General features: G+C 71.8%; 19 protein-coding genes. 10 read left to right on the top strand and 9 right to left on the bottom strand.

Translation table 11 applies throughout. The features are described from left to right. Window positions 1–39: 39 nt before the first annotated feature. Window positions 40–1,239, bottom strand: a complete 1,200-nt coding sequence (locus ABGB12_RS13690; RefSeq protein ID WP_347677620.1) for a flavin reductase — start codon at window positions 1,237–1,239, stop codon at window positions 40–42. A gap of 153 nt (window positions 1,240–1,392) precedes the next feature. On the opposite strand from ABGB12_RS13690, the gene ABGB12_RS13685 reads away from it, so the two are divergent. Beyond that, a complete protein-coding gene (locus tag ABGB12_RS13685; protein ID WP_347677618.1) occupies window positions 1,393–2,199 on the top strand; it encodes an IclR family transcriptional regulator in 807 nt (268 codons plus the stop codon). Between the two features lie 3 nt (window positions 2,200–2,202). Here the strand turns inward: ABGB12_RS13685 and ABGB12_RS13680 are convergent, their stop codons facing one another. The 4 genes from ABGB12_RS13680 to ABGB12_RS13665 all read right to left on the bottom strand — a co-directional run bounded on the left by ABGB12_RS13680 (window position 2,203) and on the right by ABGB12_RS13665 (window position 5,925). Continuing rightward, window positions 2,203–2,910: a hypothetical protein gene (locus ABGB12_RS13680; RefSeq protein ID WP_347677616.1), complete on the bottom strand. Its 708-nt coding sequence runs from the start codon at window positions 2,908–2,910 to the stop codon at window positions 2,203–2,205. Between the two features lie 3 nt (window positions 2,911–2,913). Continuing rightward, window positions 2,914–4,329, bottom strand: a complete 1,416-nt coding sequence (locus ABGB12_RS13675) for an MmgE/PrpD family protein (RefSeq protein WP_347677614.1) — start codon at window positions 4,327–4,329, stop codon at window positions 2,914–2,916. After that, a complete protein-coding gene (locus ABGB12_RS13670) occupies window positions 4,322–5,122 on the bottom strand; it encodes a cyclase family protein (RefSeq protein ID WP_347677612.1) in 801 nt (266 codons plus the stop codon). The genes ABGB12_RS13675 and ABGB12_RS13670 overlap by 8 nt, the downstream gene beginning before the upstream one ends. A gap of 134 nt (window positions 5,123–5,256) precedes the next feature. Beyond that, window positions 5,257–5,925, bottom strand: a complete 669-nt coding sequence (locus ABGB12_RS13665) for a class E sortase (RefSeq protein WP_347677610.1) — start codon at window positions 5,923–5,925, stop codon at window positions 5,257–5,259. A 174-nt stretch (window positions 5,926–6,099) separates the two neighbouring features. On the opposite strand from ABGB12_RS13665, the gene ABGB12_RS13660 reads away from it, so the two are divergent. The 6 genes from ABGB12_RS13660 (at window position 6,100) to ABGB12_RS13635 (ending at window position 12,450) form a co-directional block, all read left to right on the top strand. Then, complete coding sequence (locus ABGB12_RS13660; protein ID WP_347677608.1) at window positions 6,100–7,410, top strand: hypothetical protein; 1,311 nt, start codon at window positions 6,100–6,102, stop codon at window positions 7,408–7,410. A 95-nt stretch (window positions 7,411–7,505) separates the two neighbouring features. Next, window positions 7,506–8,522 carry a hypothetical protein gene (locus tag ABGB12_RS13655; protein ID WP_347677606.1) on the top strand — a complete coding sequence of 339 codons (1,017 nt, stop codon included), beginning with the start codon at window positions 7,506–7,508 and terminating at the stop codon, window positions 8,520–8,522. Continuing rightward, a complete protein-coding gene (locus ABGB12_RS13650; protein ID WP_347677604.1) occupies window positions 8,519–9,577 on the top strand; it encodes a hypothetical protein in 1,059 nt (352 codons plus the stop codon). The genes ABGB12_RS13655 and ABGB12_RS13650 overlap by 4 nt, the downstream gene beginning before the upstream one ends. After that, entirely contained in the window at window positions 9,564–11,228 is a 1,665-nt protein-coding gene (locus ABGB12_RS13645) for a hypothetical protein (protein ID WP_347677602.1), read from the top strand. Before ABGB12_RS13650 ends, ABGB12_RS13645 begins: the two co-directional genes overlap by 14 nt. After that, window positions 11,225–11,824 (top strand): neocarzinostatin apoprotein domain-containing protein, encoded by a 600-nt coding sequence (locus tag ABGB12_RS13640; protein WP_347677600.1) that lies wholly within the window; start codon window positions 11,225–11,227, stop codon window positions 11,822–11,824. The genes ABGB12_RS13645 and ABGB12_RS13640 overlap by 4 nt, the downstream gene beginning before the upstream one ends. Further along, window positions 11,821–12,450, top strand: coding sequence for a neocarzinostatin apoprotein domain-containing protein (locus ABGB12_RS13635; protein WP_347677598.1), 630 nt, complete (start codon window positions 11,821–11,823; stop codon window positions 12,448–12,450). The genes ABGB12_RS13640 and ABGB12_RS13635 overlap by 4 nt, the downstream gene beginning before the upstream one ends. A 93-nt stretch (window positions 12,451–12,543) precedes the next feature. Here the strand turns inward: ABGB12_RS13635 and ABGB12_RS13630 are convergent, their stop codons facing one another. From ABGB12_RS13630 to ABGB12_RS13620, 3 genes are all read right to left on the bottom strand, one after another. Further along, window positions 12,544–13,770, bottom strand: coding sequence for a DUF4437 domain-containing protein (locus tag ABGB12_RS13630; protein ID WP_347677596.1), 1,227 nt, complete (start codon window positions 13,768–13,770; stop codon window positions 12,544–12,546). Between the two features lie 5 nt (window positions 13,771–13,775). Further along, window positions 13,776–15,251 (bottom strand): AMP-binding protein, encoded by a 1,476-nt coding sequence (locus ABGB12_RS13625; protein ID WP_347677594.1) that lies wholly within the window; start codon window positions 15,249–15,251, stop codon window positions 13,776–13,778. Between the two features lie 79 nt (window positions 15,252–15,330). Next, window positions 15,331–15,963: an isochorismatase family protein gene (locus ABGB12_RS13620; protein WP_347677592.1), complete on the bottom strand. Its 633-nt coding sequence runs from the start codon at window positions 15,961–15,963 to the stop codon at window positions 15,331–15,333. An 87-nt stretch (window positions 15,964–16,050) separates the two neighbouring features. Here ABGB12_RS13620 and ABGB12_RS13615 point away from each other — a divergent pair, with 87 nt between their 5' ends. Together ABGB12_RS13615 and ABGB12_RS13610 are read left to right on the top strand one after the other, a co-directional pair. Continuing rightward, window positions 16,051–16,740, top strand: coding sequence for a hypothetical protein (locus tag ABGB12_RS13615; RefSeq protein ID WP_347677590.1), 690 nt, complete (start codon window positions 16,051–16,053; stop codon window positions 16,738–16,740). 16 nt (window positions 16,741–16,756) lie between these two features. Continuing rightward, window positions 16,757–17,047, top strand: a complete 291-nt coding sequence (locus ABGB12_RS13610) for a hypothetical protein (RefSeq protein ID WP_347677588.1) — start codon at window positions 16,757–16,759, stop codon at window positions 17,045–17,047. Here ABGB12_RS13610 and ABGB12_RS13605 read toward each other — a convergent pair. Next, complete coding sequence (locus ABGB12_RS13605) at window positions 17,044–18,549, bottom strand: arylsulfatase (RefSeq protein ID WP_347677586.1); 1,506 nt, start codon at window positions 18,547–18,549, stop codon at window positions 17,044–17,046. The genes ABGB12_RS13610 and ABGB12_RS13605 overlap by 4 nt on opposite strands. A gap of 402 nt (window positions 18,550–18,951) precedes the next feature. Here ABGB12_RS13605 and ABGB12_RS13600 point away from each other — a divergent pair, with 402 nt between their 5' ends. After that, complete coding sequence (locus ABGB12_RS13600; protein WP_347677584.1) at window positions 18,952–19,443, top strand: hypothetical protein; 492 nt, start codon at window positions 18,952–18,954, stop codon at window positions 19,441–19,443. Window positions 19,444–19,468: the final 25 nt, after the last annotated feature.

The following is a 19,468-nucleotide window of genomic DNA, read 5'->3' as shown; positions in this document are numbered from 1 at the left end:
CGGCGACCGCGGAAGCCCCGCCCGGGGGCGGGGAGGGGATCAAGAAGCCGTCCTTCCCGGTCGGTGGGTGCGGCTGGGAAGGGGGGTGCCGCAGGCCGTCTCCAGCTCGGCCGCGGCCGCGGCCAGGGCGTCCCGGTCGGCGGGCCCGTCGACCCCGAGCCGGGAGGCGAGGAAGAGCAGGTCGAGCGAGCACAGCCCGTCGTCGAGCCCGCCGAGGGTCACGTCGAAGTGCCGGACCCCGCTCTTCATCGCGGTCAGGGCGTTGGCCAGGCCGAGCCCGGCCCGGTCGGTCAGCCGGACCCGCACCGGGACCTCTCCGGCCAGGGGGACGGCGTCGCACAGGATCTCGCGCACCGACAGCGGGGAGGCGGGCTCGTCGCCCTCGTCCAGCGCGATCTCGTCACAGCCGGCCGAGACCAGTTCGCCGATCGCGGTCAGCGTCTCCTCCCTCCGGTCGGGGGAGAACGCGTCGGGCACCCGCCCGACCGCCGCGCAGCCCGCGGCGCGGGCCGCGGCGGCCATCGACTCCGCCGTCCCGGCGTCCCGGTGGCGGAATTCGATCACCCCGCCGGGCCCCGGCGCGGGCCCGGCGGGGGAGTCCAGCAGGACGGAGCCGGCCTTGCCCGGCTCGTCCTCACGCACCCTGGTGCGCACTCCGGCGTCCCGCACCGCCCCCAGCAGCGGCCCGGCCTCGAGGCCGCGGCGTTCCAGCGCCTCGGCCAGCCCGGTGTCGGCCAGGGCGATCCGGTCGGGCAGCGGGTCGGCGAGCTGGCCCCAGTTGCGGGAGTGGAACAGCAGCGGGCCGGTGGCGCGCGGGGTGTCGGCGGCGAGCACCTCGCCGACGAAGATCGTGTGGTCCCCGCCCGGATAGGCGTGCGCGACCCGGCAGTCCAGCCAGCCGAGCGCGTTGGCCAGCACGGGCGCGCCCGTCTCGGGGGTCAGCCACTCCTGTCCCTCGAAGCGCTCGGCGGGGGACAGCCGGCCGGCGAAGCGCAGGCCGAGTTCGGCCTGGTCCCGGCCGAGGATGCTGATGCCGAACCTGCCGCTGTCGGAGATCAGCCGGTGGCTGTAGAGCCTGGTGTCCAGGCAGACCAGTACCAGCGGAGGATCGAGGCTGACGCTGGAGAACGAACTGGCGGTCATGCCGTGCCAGACGTCCCCGGCGACCGTGGTGACCAGGACGACCCCGGTGGGCCACTGCCCGAGCACGGATTTGAAGGTCTCGGCGTCGACCGCCACCTGAGCCCCCCTCGTTTCGCATATGGAAACACTGTCCCGCAGAAGGTAACAACGCCCTCGATGGGGTGTCAATGCGTTTCCAGAGATGTTTCCCGTAGTGAAACGTGGTGCCTTAGACTGCTTCCGTCGGACCACTTCAGGAGAGGCGAAACCGTGCCGAGGACAGCTTCGACCAAAGGCGACGAGGCCACCGAGGGCCAGAGCAGATCGATCGCCGCGGTGGAACGGGCCATGGACGTGCTGCTGCTCTTCGGGCGCAGCGCCCGGCCGGATCTCGGCGTGACGGAGATCGCCACCGAGCTGGGTCTGACCAAGGCGGCCGTTCACCGCATCCTCACCGCGCTGCGCAGCAAGGAGCTCATCACCGTCGATCCGGTCACCCGCCGCTACGCGCTCGGACACGCCGCGATCTCGCTGGGCCGCGCCTACATGGCCCGGATGGACCTGCGCGCGATGGTCGGCCCCGAACTGCGGCTGCTGTCGCGCCAGACGGGGGAGACCGCCACGCTGTCGGTGCGCCGCGGCGACACCCGCATGTACGTGGACCAGGCGGTGCCCAACCAGGAGCTGCGGATGGAGGTCAGCCTCGGCATCCCCTACCCGCTGCACGCGGGCAGCTCCTCCAAGGCCTTCCTCGCCTTCCTCGACGAGGCCGAGGTCGACGGCTACCTGGCCCGCCACCCGCTGACCCCGCTCACGGACAAGACCATCGTGGAGGAGGACGCGCTGCGCGCCGAGCTGGTGCTGATCCGCAAGCGCGGATACGCCACCTCGCTCGGCGAGCGCCAGGAAGGGGCCGCCTCGATCGCGGCCCCGGTCTTCGACCATGACGGCAGGGTGCTGGCCGTGCTGAGCGTCTCCGGTCCGCTGAGCAGGTTCAAGCCGCACATCAAGGAGTACGCCCCGCTGCTGCTCGCCGCGGCGGCGCGGGTCTCCGCCCAGCTCGGCCATCCCGGGTGACCCCTAAAGGTTCGCGCCGGGCTTGAGCACGCCCAGGGCGGCGGCGATGAGCACGCTGCCCCAGATGCCCAGGACGTAGGGCACACTGCCGTCGATCGAGCGCTTGATGGCGTTCTCGGTCTCGGGAGTGCTGCCCCGCGTCATCAGGCCGCCCCAGGCCGGGCCGAACGGCCTCAGCTTGATCCGGATGCCCAGCCCGCAGGCGATCGCCAGCCCGTAGAAGAAGATCTTCCCGGCGAGCCACCTGGGGTTGGTGGTGACCCCGAACGGCTCGGCGGCGAAGAAGGCGTAGCCGGCCATGCCGAGCAGCACGGCGATGAGCCCGATCCGGATCGTCCAGTCCGCCCGCCGCACCCACGGGTACCCGCCGTGCGTGCGGTGGTCGACGATGGTGGAGGCCAGCCAGCCGAAGGCGAACACCCAGGTCAGCACCACCAGGGGCCAGCTGAAGACGTCGTGGCCGGCCAGTTTCGCGCCGTGCGGGTCCATCGCCATGAGCGTGACGCCGCTGGGAAAGAACAGCACCAGGCAGATCTTCGGGCCGAGGTCCAGGCCGCTCATGATGCTCAGCGCGGTGTTGCGGGCGGCCGGGGTGACGTCCGGTCTGATGACGAACCGACTGGAGTAGTAGACCCCCAGGTCGCCGCCCAGCCAGAAGACGAACAATACGAGGTGGAGGATGATCCACCAACCGTAGGGATGGGCTCCCATAGGTCATTCTCCCGTCGTGAGGGGCCCCACCCGCGGGCTGTCCGCGAGGGCCGTGACGGCCCGGGCCAGGGCCTCGGCCCGGTCCCCCGGGACGGCGCGGGCGGCGTTGAGCAGGAACTTGGTCCGCAGGTCGGCGGCGGACAGCGGGTGCCCGGGGCCGCCGCGTGAGGAGTCCACGCGGTGCTCCAGGACGGAGCCGCCGCGGGTGGTCACCCGCAGCACCGCGGCGAACGCGTTGGGGAAGATGTCACTTGCCTTCTCGTCGGCGACGCAGGTCACCTTGGCGGCCAGCGCGAGCCGTTCGGGGTCCTCGTGCGCGCCGTCGGCGAAGTCGTCCAGGTAGACGCCGAGGCCCCCGCCGCCCAGCAGCGCCGTGGCGATGGTGAACGGGCCGGAGAACTTGGCGTGGTAGGCCGAACGGGGCCTGGCCTTCTCCTCCGGGGGCTCGCCGACGGTGCGCAACGTCGGCGCGGGGAAGCCCGCCTCGATGGCCGTGATGTCGGCGGGGTCGAGCCCGCGTTCGCGCAGTGCCAGCGCGCAGTCGATGGCCGGGTGGGTGAAGTGGTTGGTCGGGTAGGGCTTGTAGACCGTCCGGACGGTCTCCCAGCGTTCGCCCAGCCCTTCGAGCAGCGCGGAGGAGTCGTACGTGCCGTCCAGCCAGGCCTGGAAGAAACCGAACCGGCCCTCCAGCACGGTCGGCGGGCCGGTCACCCCCGCGGCGGCGAACCCCGCGGCGGCCACGCCTCCGTGCGCCGCCCAGCCGCAGTGGATGCGCTTGACGGTGCCGCCGGTGCGGTTGGCCTCCAGGACGCCCGAGCCCATGCTGGCGGCGATGCCGACGGCCGAGGCGACGCCCTGGGCGTCCAGCCCGTACAGCAGCGCGGCCGCCGCGGCGGCGCCGAGCGTGCCGCAGATGGAGGTGGCGTGCTGGCCCTTCTCGAAGAAGACCGAGTTGCGCAGTTCCCGGTCGTAGGAGGCCATGCCCAGCCGGTTGCAGATCTCGATGCCCGCGGCGACGGCGGCCAGCAGGTGGGCGCCGGAGGAGCCGCGTTCCTGCGCGACGGCCAGGGCCGCCGGGACCACCGAGGCGCTGGGGTGCAGCACCGACGGGAGGTGGGTGTCGTCGAAGTCCAGCGCGTGCGCGTAGGTGCCGTTGACCAGGGCGGCGTTGGGGGAGGGCAGGGTCAGCCCGGTGCCCAGCACCTCGGCCGTGCCGCCTTCGCCCCAGCCGCGCACGGTGGACAGCACGGCGTTGCCGGGGTCGGTGTCGGAGGTCTCCTCGGCGCGTCCGGCCAGGCAGTTGCCGACGACGTCCAGGATGCGCTCGGAGACGTCCCGGGCGACCTCGGCGGAGATTCCCTCGTCCCGGCAGCGGACGGCGAACTCCGCCAGCGTCTGCACCTGGGTGGGCTCACTCACCGGCCACCGCCGGGAGGACGGCGAGCGGGCGGACGGGTGCGCCGGTGGCACCGACGATCGGCAAGGGGTTGAGCACCAGCAGGAACTCCCGCGCGCCGGACTCCAGCAGCGGCAGCAGCCGCATGGTCTCGATGATGTTGATGCCGGCCTCGACCAGCAGGATGCGGTGGACCGGCAGCAGCGCGTGGCCCTTGCCGGGCGCCAGGTGCTCGAAGGCGATGGTCTCGCCGCCCGCGGCGCGCACGCCCAGCCCGGCCAGCCACTTGCCCGCGGCCGCGCCGGGGCCCGGCACGCCGTCCTCGGCGCCGATGAACCGCTCGCCGTCCTCCCAGTGCCGCGACCAGCCGGTGCCGATGAGCACCACGTCGCCGGGACGGATGTCCAGCCCGTCGGCGGCCTTCTCCAGGTCTTCGACGGTCACCTCGTATCCGGCGGGGAGCACCGGCACGCCGTGGACCTTGGCGACGTCCAGGAGCACGCCCCGCCCGACGTAAGGCGGGAAGTCGTCGATGCCCATCTCGGCGAAGCCGCGGTGGTCGGAGACCGCGGGCCCGCCTCCGTGCAGCAGCCCCTCGTGGGAGACGTGCGCGAGGGCGTCGACATGGGTACCGACGTGGCCTCCGGTGATGATGATCTCGTTGGCGGCGGAGCCTCCGTCGGCCCGGACCATGTCGCCGTGGCGGCGTTCCAGCAGCATGCGGAACGGCGGATGGTTCGGTGACTGCGGCATGCCGGTCCGCATGGGCTGGGCGAGGTCGAGGATCGTCGCCCCGGTCAGGTCTTTCCAGAGCAAGGTCAGATCATGCCTTTCTCGCGCGGGCCCGTCTCGGTTTAGGGAAACGACGTTACCCTGTGGGGAACGATAGACGGAAGTGCGGCGGGCGTGATCCGCGTCCTGCCTGATGGTGAGGGAGCCCCGGGCGGGGGTCAGGCCGTCGCGCGCGGCTCGCTGCGCACCAGTTCGGCGAAGACGATGAGCCGGTAGGCCGCGGAGAACTTCGGGTGGCAGGTGGTGAGCGTCAGTCGCGCCTTCTTCGCCTTCGCGCCGGGCTTGCCGGGCACCGGGGCGATGACCGAGACGTCCGTGGGCAGCACGACCTTGCTGCCGGCCATCTGGTACACGTGCGTGGCCGTGGCGGTGTCGACGAGGATCTGGTCCCCGGCCACCAGTTCGTCCAGCCGGTTGAACGGGCCGCCATAGGTGGTGCGGTGTCCGCTGAAGACGGTGTTTCCCACCTCGCCGGGCATCGCGGTGCCCGGATAGTGGCCGGGACCCTTGGCGAGGTCGACGTTGCTCACCCCTTCGACGGTGGCGTACCGCCAGCCGGAACCGAAGCGGGGGATGCGGATGACCGCGAACGCCTTGCCCCGCTCGGCGGCGACGACGGTCTGGGGGACCACTTTGGGCCTGCCCGGCCGGACCGCGGCCGAGACCGTCGTCTGCTTGCGCCAGAGCTCGTCGAGCTCGTCGTTGAGGCCCGCTTGGGCACGCCGGGCGTAGTCGTCGGTGCCCCATGTCAGATGGGCGACGAAGAGGGCGATGACGAGGCCTGCGGTGATGAGGAGTTCCGCGACCAGACGTACCACGGTGCGCATGCCCAGGGACGGTATCCCGAGTTTCGTGCGGATGGGAAACACATGGCCCGTAAATGAAACGTTTGGGTTTCGCGTCCCCCGGTGCCCTTGACAGTGGTCCGCCCGGGGCGGTTCTCTAAGCCAAGTTGCGAAACTGCGTTTCCTCTAGCGGAACAAGACGGAGTTCATCCCGTGATGAAGAGACAGGCCGCCCTCAGGGGCCTCGTGGCCGGAGCCACCGCCGTGGCCGCCACGACGGTCGTGGGTGAGCCGGCATGGGCGGGATCGGGCACCGTGACCTACGAGTGCCAGATCTTCGCCAGCCGCTTCACCTACACCGCCAAGATTCGCATGAGCGGTCCCCCCTCGCCCGGCGGGGTCGGGGACACCGCTCGGATCGAGGCGGACTTCTCCGACCTTCCCGGGGTCGCGCCGCTCACGGTCGACTCCTGGAAGACGACGGCGAAGCTCGTCGTGTCAGGCGCACAAACGGGAACCTACGACCTCACGGGGCCCGAGCGGAAGGGCCCCGTGAAGGAGAAGAAGCCTCTGCCGATCGGCGAGCTCACCGCACGGGTCCCGCTGACGGCCGGAGGCACCCTCGGCCTCTCCCCGGGTCCCCTCACCATCACGGGGACCTCGTTCGGCATCTCGGTGCAGATCACCTGCACGCCCAAGGGGAAGACGCCCGAACTGCTGTCCCTGAAGGTGCGCGGGGAGAGCTCCCCGGTCACCCTGCTCGCCGACCCCGCCACCGTCGCCCCCGGCGCCGCGATCGAGATCTCCGGTTCCGGCTGGGGGAACGGAGCGGTGAAGCTCTCGCTGTGCGACGCGGACGGCACCGACTGCGGGACCGACAGGATCACCGACTTCTCCACCTCCGTGGCCGGAGGGAGGCTCACCGGAAGCGCGAAGATCAAGGACGGCACCGCGACCGGCACCTACAAGCTCAAGGCGAGCCAGGGCGACACGGTCAAACTGGTGGCGATCAAGGTGGAGGCCCCCGGGACCGAACCCGACCCCTGCGCCGACAAGGAACCCGACCAGTGCGGGCAGCAGGACATCTCGGTGACCGTCACCGGCGGCCCCCTCACACTCGCCCAGGAGCCCGGCGAGGTCGTCCTCGACCCCGTCACCCTGAACGGCGGCGCCCGGACCACCACCGGGACGCTCAAGCGGGTGACCGTCAGCGACGCGAGAGGCTCGTCCGTCGGCTGGTCGCTCATCGGCACCCTCGGCGACTTCAAGGGACCGGCCGGAGCGTCCATCGCCGCGAACAACCTCAGCTGGACCCCGCAGTGCACCGCCAGAGCCGGAGCGACCCCCGTGGTCACCGGCACCCCCGGGCCGCTCGGCGAGACGGGCGCGCTGCTGTGCTCGACCGCCGACAGCACCTCGGGACCGGTCGGCGGCACCTACGACGCCGGCGCGTCCCTGTCCCTCAACGTCCCGCCGGCCACCGCCTCCGGAGAGTACGACGCGGTCCTGACCCTCACCCTGTCCTGAACCACCGGTCCCGAACACCGTCACTGACCCCCCCTGCTCCCCGCCGGGCGAACGCGCCCGCCCGGCGGGGCACTCCCCTCGAAGGAGGTGACCACATGATCCGAGTGATCACCACCCTCGTCGTGCTGCTGAGCGCGCTGGCACCCCTCTCCCCGGCCCGCGCGGACGGCACCTCCCCGCCTGCCGGCAGGGACGTGAAGGAGGAGAAGCCCGCGCCGGGGACGACCGGAAACGGATCCTGGGCCGTGGCCCCCGCCACCACCAGCAAGACGCTCACCCCGCGGCTGCGCTTCACCCTCGAAGGACGCGCCGGCGACGTCATCAACGACACGGTCCGGATCTGGAACCTCACCGGCAAGAAGATGAAGTTCGAGGTCTACGGCGCGGACGGCTACAACACCGCGCGGGACGGGGCCTTCGCCCTGCGCGGTGAGGAGGAGCCGCAGAAGGGGATCGGCCGGTGGACCAAGGTCGGCAGCCGTGAGGTCTCCGTGCCCGCGGGCCGCGCCGTCGACGTCCCCTTCATCGTGAGCATCCCGCCGAACGCCACCCCCGGCGACCACATCGGCGGCGTCGTCGTCGCCAACAAGGAGGTCGAGGCGGTCAAGCAGACCGGCGGCGCCGTCCTCGGCCTGCGCCGCGCCGTCGGCGCGCGGATCTACCTGCGGCTCGAAGGCTCCCTGGTGCCCGGCGCCAGGGTCGAGGACCTGCGGGTGCGGAACACCGAGCCCGAACTGCCCTGGGGCAGCCCCGTCGGCACCGTGATCCGGTACCGGATCGTCAACGTCGGCAACGTCAGGCTCACCCCCACCGCCCAGATCCGCGCCACCGGCCTCTTCGGCCGGGTCCTGCGCGACTTCCCGGAACGGGCGATGCCCGAACTGCTGCCGGGAGAGGACGTGGAGGTCGAACTGAAGTGGCCCGGCGCCCCGCCCGCCGACGCGGTGAAGGTCACCGTCGAACTGAAGACCCAGGTCGGCCTGCAGTCGGTAGCCCGTACCAGCTACGTCTCCCTGCCCTGGCAGACGCTCGTTTCCGTACTCGCCCTCGTCCTCGCGGTCGCCCTGCTACTGCGGCTGCGTCGGCATCTCATCGCTCGGAGAAACGCATGACCGGCACGCGTCGTCCACGCGTTCTCGCCGCCCTCGTGCTGGTGTCCCTGTTCCTGTGGCCCGTGCCGGCCTCGGCGGACCCGGGCGCGAGCGCGGCACCCGCCGAAGGCGCGCCCGGAACCGTCGTCCAGGTCCGGGGAGCCGGCTGGCCCGTCGGCGTCTCGGTGCAGATCTCGGTCTGCGGCCGCAACGCCGTCAACGGATCGGTCGACTGCGACCAGCTCAACACGGTGACCGCGCCGGTCGGCCCCGACGGGGTGGTCACCGCCGGGCTCACCGTCAGCGCACCGCCCGTGCCGTGCCCCTGCGTCCTCCACATGGTGACGCCCTCGGGCACGGAGAAGATGACGGTGGACATCCCGTTCACCGTGCTCGGCCACAAGACCGCCGACGTCGTCAAGCAGGAGAACCCCGCCCGGATCGACGTGGTCGACGCCGAGCTGCGCGGCAGCGGCGGCGTCAGCGAGCTGTTCGGCTGGCGCACCAAGCGGACGCTGGTGCTCACCGTCCGCAACAACGGGCCCGACCCGGTGACGGACGCCCCGCTGGTCGTCGGCTGGGGAGCGGACGCGACGGCCGACTCCCCGCTGACCGCGCCGCCCACCGGCACCATCGAACCCGGCGCTACGGCCGTCTACCGGGTCCCGGTGGAACTGCCGCCCGCCTCCTACGGGACGTTCGTGGTCGGCGGCAGGTTCGCGGGCCAGACGGAGTTCGAGGTCAAGTTCACCACGTACCCGTACCTGCTGTTCGCCGTCAACCTGGTCGCCCTCCTGGCCGTGCTCGCCGGAGTGCGCGCGGCCCTGCGCCGCAGGCGCAACCGATCTCGCGGGGCCGCCGACGTCACCCTCCCGGCCGCGCCGAAAGCGGCCCCGCGTTCCCTCGACCAGACCGCGCTGCTCACCTACCTGGAGAGCAACGCCCGGCGTGAGGACGGCGAGACCCTCGTGATCGACCGGCCCTCCCTGGTGGCCTACCTGAACGGGCCGCCCCTCCTGGACTCCCAGGCCCTCGACCGCTTCCTGTCCGATGGAGGGCCCGATGCGTCACGGTGAACGCGTTCACATCGTCGGTTCCGCGGCGGTGGCGCCGCTCGCGCTGGGCTCGCTGGTCCTGCTGCGAGAGGGACTGGGGACCCTGCTCGGGTTCCCCGGCGACGTGGTCGGCTACATGGTCGCCACGGGCATGCTGGTCGGCGTCGGCGTGTCGCCGTGGGTGCTGCGCGGAGAGGGCCACCCCGTGATCCGCCGGGCGCTGTGCGTGCTGCCCGGAGCGAGCCTGCTGGTGATGGCCGCGTTCCCGGTCGTCCCGGTGTTCGCGACCCTGGCCATGGTGGCAGGCCTGTGCGTGCCGACCCTGCTCGCGCTGACCCGCGGCGGCGGTGGCCGGGGCATGGGGTACGCCGGTATCGCCGGGGCGGTCGGCGCGGTGCTGGTCGCTGCCGTGTGGCAGGACCAGCCGCGGCTGGGCCTGGCCGTGGCGGGTGTCTTCGCCGTGTTCGCCGGAGTGCTCTCCGGGCCGGTCCCCGACTCCCGCCGGGCCTTCCGCGAGGTGCGCTGGATGCTGCCCGCCTACGCGGCGGTCGGCTGGTCGCTGGGCGCGGTGGTGCTGCCCGCCAACCGGCTGTGGCTGTTCCGGTTCGAGCTGTTCGGCGCCGATCGGATGTACTTCCTGCTCGGCGCGGTGGCCGCGGGATGCGCGCTGGCCTTCCTGCTCGGGCGGCTGGTGGACGAGGTCCCGACGCTGCTGGCGGTGGCGGCCGGAGGCATGCTGCTGGTGGCCACCGCGCCGTGGGCGGCGGGGGTCGCCGTCGGTGCGGGCGTGACGCTCGGCGCGTCCATGGCCGCGCTCTCCCGGCTCGACCGGCTCGCCGAGGGCAGGGGCGCCGCGCTGACCGCGACCGCCGCGCTGCTGGGCGGCCTGGCGGCCTACGGCGCGGAACCGCTGCTGCGGATGTTCGCGGGTTCGGGAAGCGTCCTCGCCCTGAGCACGATCCCGTCGGCGCTGCTCATCGTGTGGTCGGTGTACCTCACGCCGGCCGCGAAGACCTCGGGGCCGGCGCTGGCCCTGTGGCGGCTGAGCGACCCCGGACGCGCGATCGACCGGCTCGACCTGCGTGCCGAGGCGGGGGAGAGGCTGGCCTTCTACGGTCGCGGAGCCGTCACCCTCCTCGGGCTGCTGTCGGGCGAGGTCAAGGCCGACGGCGGCAGGTTCCTGTCCCGCGGCGTCGACCTCACCCGGGCCGGCGCCGCGCGCAGAGCCGAGCTGCGGGTGTGCCACCGGGTGCCCGCCGTGCCCGGAGCCGACCGCAGGACGGTCGCCGAACGCCTGGCAGACCTGACCGTGACCGAGCCATGGCGGACCAGGGCGGTGCTGGAGGTCTTCCCCGCGCTGGAGGCCCGGCGCACGGACCCGGTCTGTGAACTCGACGAGACCGGCATGCTGCTGCTCGGCCTGGCCGAGGCGCTGCTGATCCGGCCGCGGATCCTGCTGGCCGACGCCCGCGGCTGCGACCCGGACCTGGCACCCGTCTTCGACGGGCTGGCCAGGGGCGGCGCGGTGGTCGTGCTCGCGGACCCCCCGGTGCCGCTGACCGTCGCCCTGGACGCCCACGCCCACCTGCTGCGGCGCGGTCGGCCGGCGGACGAGCTGCCCCATTCCACCGAAGAAGAACTGACCGCGAGCCTGGACCGAGGACGCCCATGAGAAGAACCGCGCTCCCGGCGCTCGCCGCCGCGCTGGCGCTGACCCCCGCACCCGCCCTCGCCCTCGCCGCGCCGGCGGACAAGGGCCCCGCGCTCGAGATCAGCAAGACCGAGGGCATCGTCGAAGGAGACAAGATCACGGTCAACGGGGCCGGCTTCAAGCCGGGCCTGAAGCAGATCGCGGTCGGCCTGTGCATCGAGGGCTACACCAACGGCCTGAAGCACTGCGACCTGGAGGGCGGCGCGGCCTTCGTCAACGCCGACGACAAGGGGAAGATCCCTGAGCTCACGCTGACCGTCTCCACGAAGTTCCTGGAGTACGACTGCCTCATCCAGCAGTGCGTGGTGGGCGCGGGACCGCTTCCCGGAGCGGTGCCCGACTCCATCCAGAAGGCCAACGTCGTGACCACCAGGCTCGGCTTCGAGGGCGCTGCCTTCGAAGCCGTGCCCACCGAGTCCGCGGCCCCGGCCGCGGCGGACTCCGACCCCGATGGCGTGGGCGGCCCCTCGGCCCCCCTGTGGTTCGCCACAGCGGGGCTGCTCGTCCTCGTCACCTTCTTCGCCGCCAGGCGACAGTCCCTCAGGAGGATCACATGAAGTTCAGTAAGGTCGCCGCGCTGGGCGCGGCGGCGGCGCTCGTCTGCGCGCCGTCCGCGGCCTCGGCCGCGGCGGCCAAGCTCACGCTGAGCAAGTCCAGCGGCCTCGCGGTGGGGGAGACGATCAACGTCGTCTCGCTCACCGGCCTGAAGGCCAACCTGTCCCAGGTGTACGTCGCCCAGTGCAAGGCCAAGGTGGGCGGCCCCACCGACTGCGAGCTGGGCAGCGCGCTGCAGGGCGCCGCCGACGGCAGCGGCAAGTGGAAGTCCTCGAAGGGCACCGCGATCAAGCTGGTGAAGACCATCAACGGGGTCGACTGCACCTCCAAGGCCGGCGCCTGCATCATCGGCGTCACCAGCCTCACCAACCCCGGGAACGTCATCGCCACGACACCCCTGACGTTCGGCGGATCCTCGTCGAACAACGGCTCCAACAACGACACGAACAACGGGTCGAACAACAACGACACGAACAACGGCTCCACGAACACGAACGACGGCAACGACAGCCTGCCGCAGACCGGCAGCCCGGACGGCATCCCCACCTTCGCGCTGGCGGCCTCGGCCCTGGTGCTCACCGGTGTGGCCGCGCTGTTCCTGGTGCCGCGCCGCCGCCAGGCCGACTGAACCGGCACACGAGGAAGGCCCCGGTCCGCAGGGACCGGGGCCTTCCTCGTTCGGGGCCCGCCGGAGCGGGCCCGTCCCGTCGTCAGGGGGCCGTCACATGCCTTCGCCGCTCCAGCGGCCGGTCGAGCGGCTGCGCACCGGGAGGGTGGACAGGATCGGTCCGGGGATCGGGTCGCCCTGCTTCCACTGCCGTCCCGCGCCCCAGTTGTGGCTGAGCCGGTCGGTGCGTTCGTCGGCGTGCTCCAGGGACGCCGGGTCGGCACCCCAGTCGAGGGCGGGCGCCTCGGGCTCGTGAGAGTGGCCGTGGTCATGGTCGTGGGAGTGGCCGTGACCGCCGTGGCCGCCCTGCAGGGCGGCGGCGTCCAGCGCCTTGGCGAGCGCGATGACGCTCTTGTCGACGCCCGTGCCGTGCGGGACGAACGGGGCGTCCATCTCGCCCTGGGAGTGCTGGTAGGCCACGGACGCGGCCAGTTCCTCGTGGTCGCGGTCGGAGCGTCCGGCGGGGCCGAGGTCGTGCGAGGACATCGACCAGCGCATCCGGCTGCCGCCAGGGCCGTAGTTGACCGCCTCTCCGCCCCAGCGAAGCCACTCGTTCTGGGTGTACCAGTTCATCAGCTCGCCGTCGGAGCGCAGCAGCCAGGTCGCGCCGCCCTCCTGGGTGGTGAAGTGGCCGTGCTTGACCCGGGCGGGGCGGAAGAAGTAGGTGCCCAGATCCAGGGTGCCGAAGTTGTACTCCATGTGCCCCTGCGTGGTGTAGGCCTCCTCGTAGCAGGGGTGGTGGGCCAGCCGGTGGTCGGTCCAGCCCTCCTGCGCGTGCACCAGCCGGGTGTAGAAGCCGGTCACCGGGTCCACGTGCAGGTACTTGATGAACAGGCCGGGCATCGGCCCGGCGTTGGGCACCGCGTCCCAGTTCATCGCCTCGGTGTCCATGACGATGACCTCTTCACGGGCGTCGGCCCAGCGGGAGGCTCCGGGGTCGAAGCCGGCGTCGCCGTACTCGCGGTAGTGCAGCACCTTGCTGCCCTCGGAGAACACCACGGCCTCGGCCGGGACGCCCTTGGGGACGTAGAGGTAGGCGCCCTTGCCGTACTCCTTGCCGGCATATGTCATCGAGCCCTCGAGGACGTAGAACTCGGTGTCGGCGTGATGGACGCCCGGTCCGCGCCCCCAGCGGGTGTGGAAGTCGACCCGCAGCGAGCAGGAGCCGTCCTCCTCGTCCACCGAGAGTCGGCGCTCGCTGGCGCGGCCCTCGCCGCCGATCAGTTCGGCGCCGTGCCAGACGTAGTCGTTCTCCTGGATCAGTTCGACGTGCGGCCGCATATGTTTCAGTCCTTCCGCAGTTCACGCTTGAGGATCTTGCCTGCCGCGTTGCGCGGCAGGGTGGTCAGGAACTCCACCTGCCGCGGCACCTTGGGGCCGGACAGGACGGACCGGCAGTGCTCCACCAGGGCGTCCGGATCGGGGGAGCGGCCGGGCAGGGGAACGACGAAGGCGGTGACCCGCTCGCCCCAACGCTCGTCGGCCAGGCCCACGACGGCGGCCTCGGCCACGCCGGGGAAGGAGCAGAGCACCTCCTCCACCTCGCGGGGCGCCACGTTGACCCCGCCGGAGATGATCATGTCCTTCTTGCGGTCGACGATGGTGACGACCCCGTCGGCGTCCTGCACCGCGATGTCGCCGGAGCGGTAGAAGCCGTCCTCGGTGAGCGCCTCGGCGGTGGCCTCCGGGTTCTTCAGGTAGCCGTTCATGAGGAAGGGGGAGCGGGAGCACAGCTCACCGCGCTCGCCGCGAGGGACCTCCGCGCCGTCGTCGTCGAGGATCTTCAGTTCGGTGAGGAACCAGGGCGGGCCGACCGAGCCAGGCTTGCGCAGCGCGTCCGCGGGCCGGCAGTCGGTGACGATGCCGCCCTCGGTCGAGCCGTACAGCTCGTGCACGCCCGCGCCGGGGAAGGCCGACATGACCCATTCCTTGAGCGTGACGGGCAGTGCGGCGGCGTTGAAGAACAGGGTGTCGAGGCTGGAGACGTCGTAGTCGTGCATCAGGCCCGAGGCGCGGAGCTGGTGGGCGTGGGTGGGGACCAGGAAGACGCTCTGCGCTCGGGTCTCGGCCACCAGCGACAGCAGCGCCTCGGGGCTGAAGGAGCGCAGCATCACCACGGTGCCGCCGGTGAAGACCGGGGCGTAGCCGAAGGCGAATCCCGCGCCGTGGTACATCGGCGCGACCGCGACGCTGGTGCGTCCCGGGCCGAGGTTCCACTCCAGCGCCGCGCAGTAGAAGGTGAGCGTGCGCGAGCGGTGGCTGATCAGGACGCCCTTGGGGCGTCCGGTGGTGCCGGAGGTGTAGACGATCGTGAACGGGTCGGTCTCCCGCACCGGGACGCGCGGGTCCACGGGGGAAGCGGCGGCGAGGAACTCCTCGTAGCCGCCGTCCACCTCCACCAGGATCGGGGGCGGGGTCTCGACGGCGCCGAGCAGCGCCCGGTCGGCGATCAGGGCGGCGCACTCGGAGTGCTCCAGGATGTAGGCGTTCTCGGCGGCGGTGGAGCGGGTGCCCAGCGGGACCATCACCAGGCCGGCCTTGGCCAGCCCGGCGGCGATCTCCGGCCACTCCAGCCGGTTGCCGAGCAGGACGCCGACCCGGGCGCCGGGGCTCAGCCCCGCGGCCCGCAGCCCGTCGGCCAGCCTGCTGGAGCGGTCATGCACCTCGGCGAAGGTGAGGCGGCGCGGGCCGTCGATCACGGCCACCGCCCCGGGGCTGCTGACCGCGAACTCCCTGATCCCGCCCGCTATCGAAAGCTGCACCCGAGCCTCCAAGGTTGTTTCCTACAGAGAAACACTGTTCCATTATTGGCAGTAGCATGGTGTCCGGAAGGCCGACTCGTCAAGGCGTGCGGGGGAGACGGGCCAGCAGGTCGGCGGCCTCGGCCAGGGAGACCACCTCGGTGTACTTGTGCCGGAGATCGAACAGCGCGGCCTCGTGCGGGCGCGGGTCGCGGTCGCCGCAGGCGTCGGCGACCACATAGGGGATGAAGCCGTGCTGCAGGGCGTCCACTCCGGTGGCGCGGACGCAGCCGCTGGTCGACAGGCCGCAGATCAGCAGGGTGTCGACGGACATCGCGGTGAGGGTGGCGGCCAGGCTGGTGCCGAAGAAGGCGCTGGCGTACTGCTTGACCACCACGACGTCGCCGTCGCGCGGCGTCAGTTCCGGGACGAACTCGCCGTAGGGGCCGCCGCGCTGGAAGGCGGCGAGCGCTGGGACCTTGCGGTAGAAGAGGCCGCCGTCCGCGCCTCCGGGCAGGTATTCGACCTTGGTGAAGACGACGGGCACCTCCCGCTCGCGGGCGGCGGCCACCAGTGCGGCCCCGGCGGCCACGGCGTCCTCGACGCCGGCGTACAGAGGCGAGTCCTTCTCGAGATAGGCCCGCACCATGTCCACCACGAGGACGGCGGGGCGCCGTCCGAATGGCAGACTTCCTCCGAATCCCGCTTTTTCGTAGTCATGTTCCAGATTCATGTCGCATCCTCTTTTCGCACTTCCGTCCAGCATAGGGATCTGTATCCTCAAGCGAAACATTGTTTCCCTCACTTGGGGAGTTGGTCCATGCGAGACGGAATCGGGCGGGGACTCCTCGCCCTGGGGATGACGGGCGGCTGCCTCGCCGTCCTCTCCGGTGTCTCCTCCGCGTCCGCGGCGGCGCCTTCGGCCGGCGACCTGTGCCTGCGCGCGCAGCAGCAGACCGCCGAGCTCGACCAGGCCGCCTTCCAGAACGCGGGAGGCGAGCTGAGCAACATCGACTATCCCGACAGGACCTCCTTCGAGAAGTCCAAGCCCACGGAGAAGCCACTCGTCACCGGTTCCTACGTGACCTACGAGGACGAGGCCAGGACCCTGCCCGAGCAGATCCGGTGCAAATCCAAGAGGTCCGATCACCTGCAGCTGATCTACGGCGACGCGGTGGCCGGCCCGGAGCAGGAATGCAGGACGGTCAACCAGACCACGCTGCAGGAGGTCGACGCCTCCTTCACGGCGGAGGAGCGGGCCTCCCTGGTCTACCCGGCATCGAAGGTCGTCATCGACGGCGACGTCCCGGCCTTCACCGGCTGGGACTGGCTGTGGGAGTTCCCGGCGGCCTACAAGGATCTGCGCGGCAGGATCCATCTGCCGTCGCGGTCGCTGTCCGTACCGTGGACGTGGAACGCCCTCCCCGAGAGCTTCCGCGGCCAGCACTACTGCACGTTCATCGCGCCGTCGCACCTCAGGAGGCTGATGCTGGGCCAGGCGGCCGTCTGACCGGTAGAAGGGAGGCATGAGACCTCCTGTCCTCACCCAGGTCGCCGACGGCGTGCACTTCGTGCGCACCGAAGCGGTCAACTGGACGATCCTCTGGCGTCCGGGATTCCCGGCCTGGGCGCTGCACATCGTGCGGGCCGGAGCACTGAAGGACGTCCGCGTGCCCGGGGCCGAGGCCTTCCCCGCCCCCGGGCCGCTGGACCTGCTCGAGCCGCTGCCCGCGGAGCTCCTGCTGCCCGGCCACGGGCCGCACCGGGATCTCTCCCCGGGCGAGGCCGTCGCCCTCGTCCGGAGCCGGGACGGCTAAGCGGGGGTGCCGGTGGCGGGCGCCTGCGGGGTGAGGCCCGGCGGGGTCCAGGCCTCGCGCATGTAGGCGATGCCGCGTTCGACGACGGAGGGATTGCGGGAGGCGACGTCCTCGCTCTCCCACGGGTCGTCGAAGAGGTCGTAGAGCTCGTACGTCCAGTCGGGGCCGGGCCGGCTGTAGTCGGGCGCCGGACCCCAGCCGATGAGCTTCCAGCGGCCGAACCGGACGGCGGCGGAGACGTTCCTGCCCCGCCCCGCCTCCTCGGCGCGATGGCTCGGAGTGCTGCCGACGTGCAGGCGCAGCCAGTACAGGTACGGGTGCACCGCCGCGGTGCCCTCGCCGGTGAAGACGGGACGCAGGGACAGCCCGTCGGTCGAGGCCGGGGGCCGGGCGCCCGCGAAGTCGGCGAGCGTGGCGAGCAGGTCGTAGTGCGCGGTCGGATGCTCGACCGTCGTCCCCGCGGTGCGCCGGAACAGGCCGGGCGCCCAGGCGATGAACGGGACCCTGATGCCGCCCTCGTAGAGGTTGCGTTTGAGCCCGCGGAACGGCCCGGCCCCCTGGAAGAAGTCTGGATGGACCCCGCGCTCCTGGTGCGGGCCGTTGTCGCTGGTGAAGATGACGATGGTGTTCTCGTCCAGCCCCTGGGTGCGCAGCTCGTCGACGAGCGTGCCCATGTACGTGTCGAGCAGGGTGATCTGGGCGGCGTGCGCGGCGTCCTCGGGATCCCAGCCCAGGCCGGAGTACTCGCCGAGCCGGGGCGCGGCCGAGGGGGCGTGCGGCAGAGGCAGGGTCAGCGTGAGCAGGAACGGCTCGCGGCTCGGCTCGCGCAGGAAGTCCAGCGCCCGCCGCATGATGAGGTCGGGTCCGAAGAGCATGCCGCTCTCGCCCTGGTTGCCCGGCACCGAGACCAGTTCCTCGTTGTGCCACAGGGCGCGCGGGTAGTAGTAGTGCGCCGCGCGGTGGGTGAGGTAGCCGAAGAACTCCTCGAACCCGTAGGAGTTGGGGTGCTCGGGGCTGGGCTGGTCGGGGCCGAAGCCCCACTTGCCGAACAGGCCGGTGCGGTAGCCGTGCTCGCGCAGCAGCGTGGCGAAGCTCGGCACGCCCCGCAGTGGAAGGTCCTGGCCCTGGGGAGGGTTCCTGCGCACCGGGGAGTGCCCGCTGTGCAGCCCGGTGAGCATCGAGGCGCGGGCGGGCGCGCAGACCGGCGCGGCGGCGTAGGCGTGGGTGAAGCGCAGTCCCTCGGCGGCCAGCCGGTCGATGCGCGGGGTGTGGATCTTCTGCTGCCCGTAGCAGCCGAGCTCGCCGTAGCCGAGGTCGTCGGCGAGCACGATGATGAAGTTCGGCCGCGGTGCCGGAGCGGGGGAGGAGACGTCCCTGTCCTTCGGCGCGGAGGAGGTGCCGGGAGCCTGGGAGACGGGCCAGGCCGCGACCCCGACCGCACCGGCGGCGAGCCCGCTCATCCCCATGAGGAAGCGGCGCCTGTTCGGTGAGGTAGAGATCATCGGTCGAGCTCCGAGCGGTCAAGCGGGGGGTGGCGCCAGCAAGCTTAGAGCACCCCTGATCATTTGGCGTCCGGTTGACACCCTTGTCCGCCACGCGCCATTCCCGGTTCTCCTCCTTCGCACCCAGGCGTCAGGTCCGGTGCGGGGAGGCCCCGTTCCGGCCCGCCGGCCGGCATGTCAGACGACCGTCACAGGACGGCGGACGACCGCGCCGAACAGTATCCGAGGGCGTCGCAGGGCGTCGTGTCGGGCTGGACGGCGATAGGGCACCCCGGCGACCCCTCATTACGGTCACGTAGGAGATACTGAATTTCACTTTCCGTTATTGGATGGAGGGGACATGCGAGGCCGGTTCTCGCCGGGGCGGGAAGCCCCGCTCGCGCGTATGGGGCGCCCCGTCCGGTGAGTTGGCTGCGGAGGGCGCTGAGCGTCCTGGTGACGGCGGCCGGGGCGTTCGTCGTGGTGATCTGCGCGGTCAGTCTGGTGATCATCCCGCAGCAGGTGGCGGAGAACCCGCCGCCTCCGCCGACCCAGAACACCGGCAGCGCCGCCACCGGGCTGGTCGTCTTCCCCCTGGTGGTGTCCGCGGCGCTGCTGGCGGGGCTGCTGCTGCTGTGGTCGGGCGTACGGGGGGTGCGCTCGGCCGGCGATCCCCGGGTCTGGAGCCTCCGGCAGCGGACGGCGCTGTGGGCCTGCCTGATCGGCGCGCTGCTGGCCCTGTTCATCTTCCTCTTCGGCGAGGCCCCCTGGACGGGCCTGCAGTCGGACTCACGCAAGTGGGGCGTCGTGACGGTCTTCTTCTACGGCGTCCTGGGCTTTTTGCTGATCATGATGCTCGCCCTCCAGGAGGAGGACGACGGCGACCACCGCCCCCCGCGCGACGGGGAGCGATGAACCGGCGCGGCCCGGCCCCGAGCCG

This window comes from Actinocorallia sp. B10E7, assembly GCF_039871655.1.
Taxonomy (GTDB): Bacteria; Actinomycetota; Actinomycetes; order Streptosporangiales; family Streptosporangiaceae; genus Actinocorallia.
The sequence above is the reverse complement of the archived record's forward strand: the minus strand, read 5'-3'. Positions and strand labels throughout refer to the sequence as shown.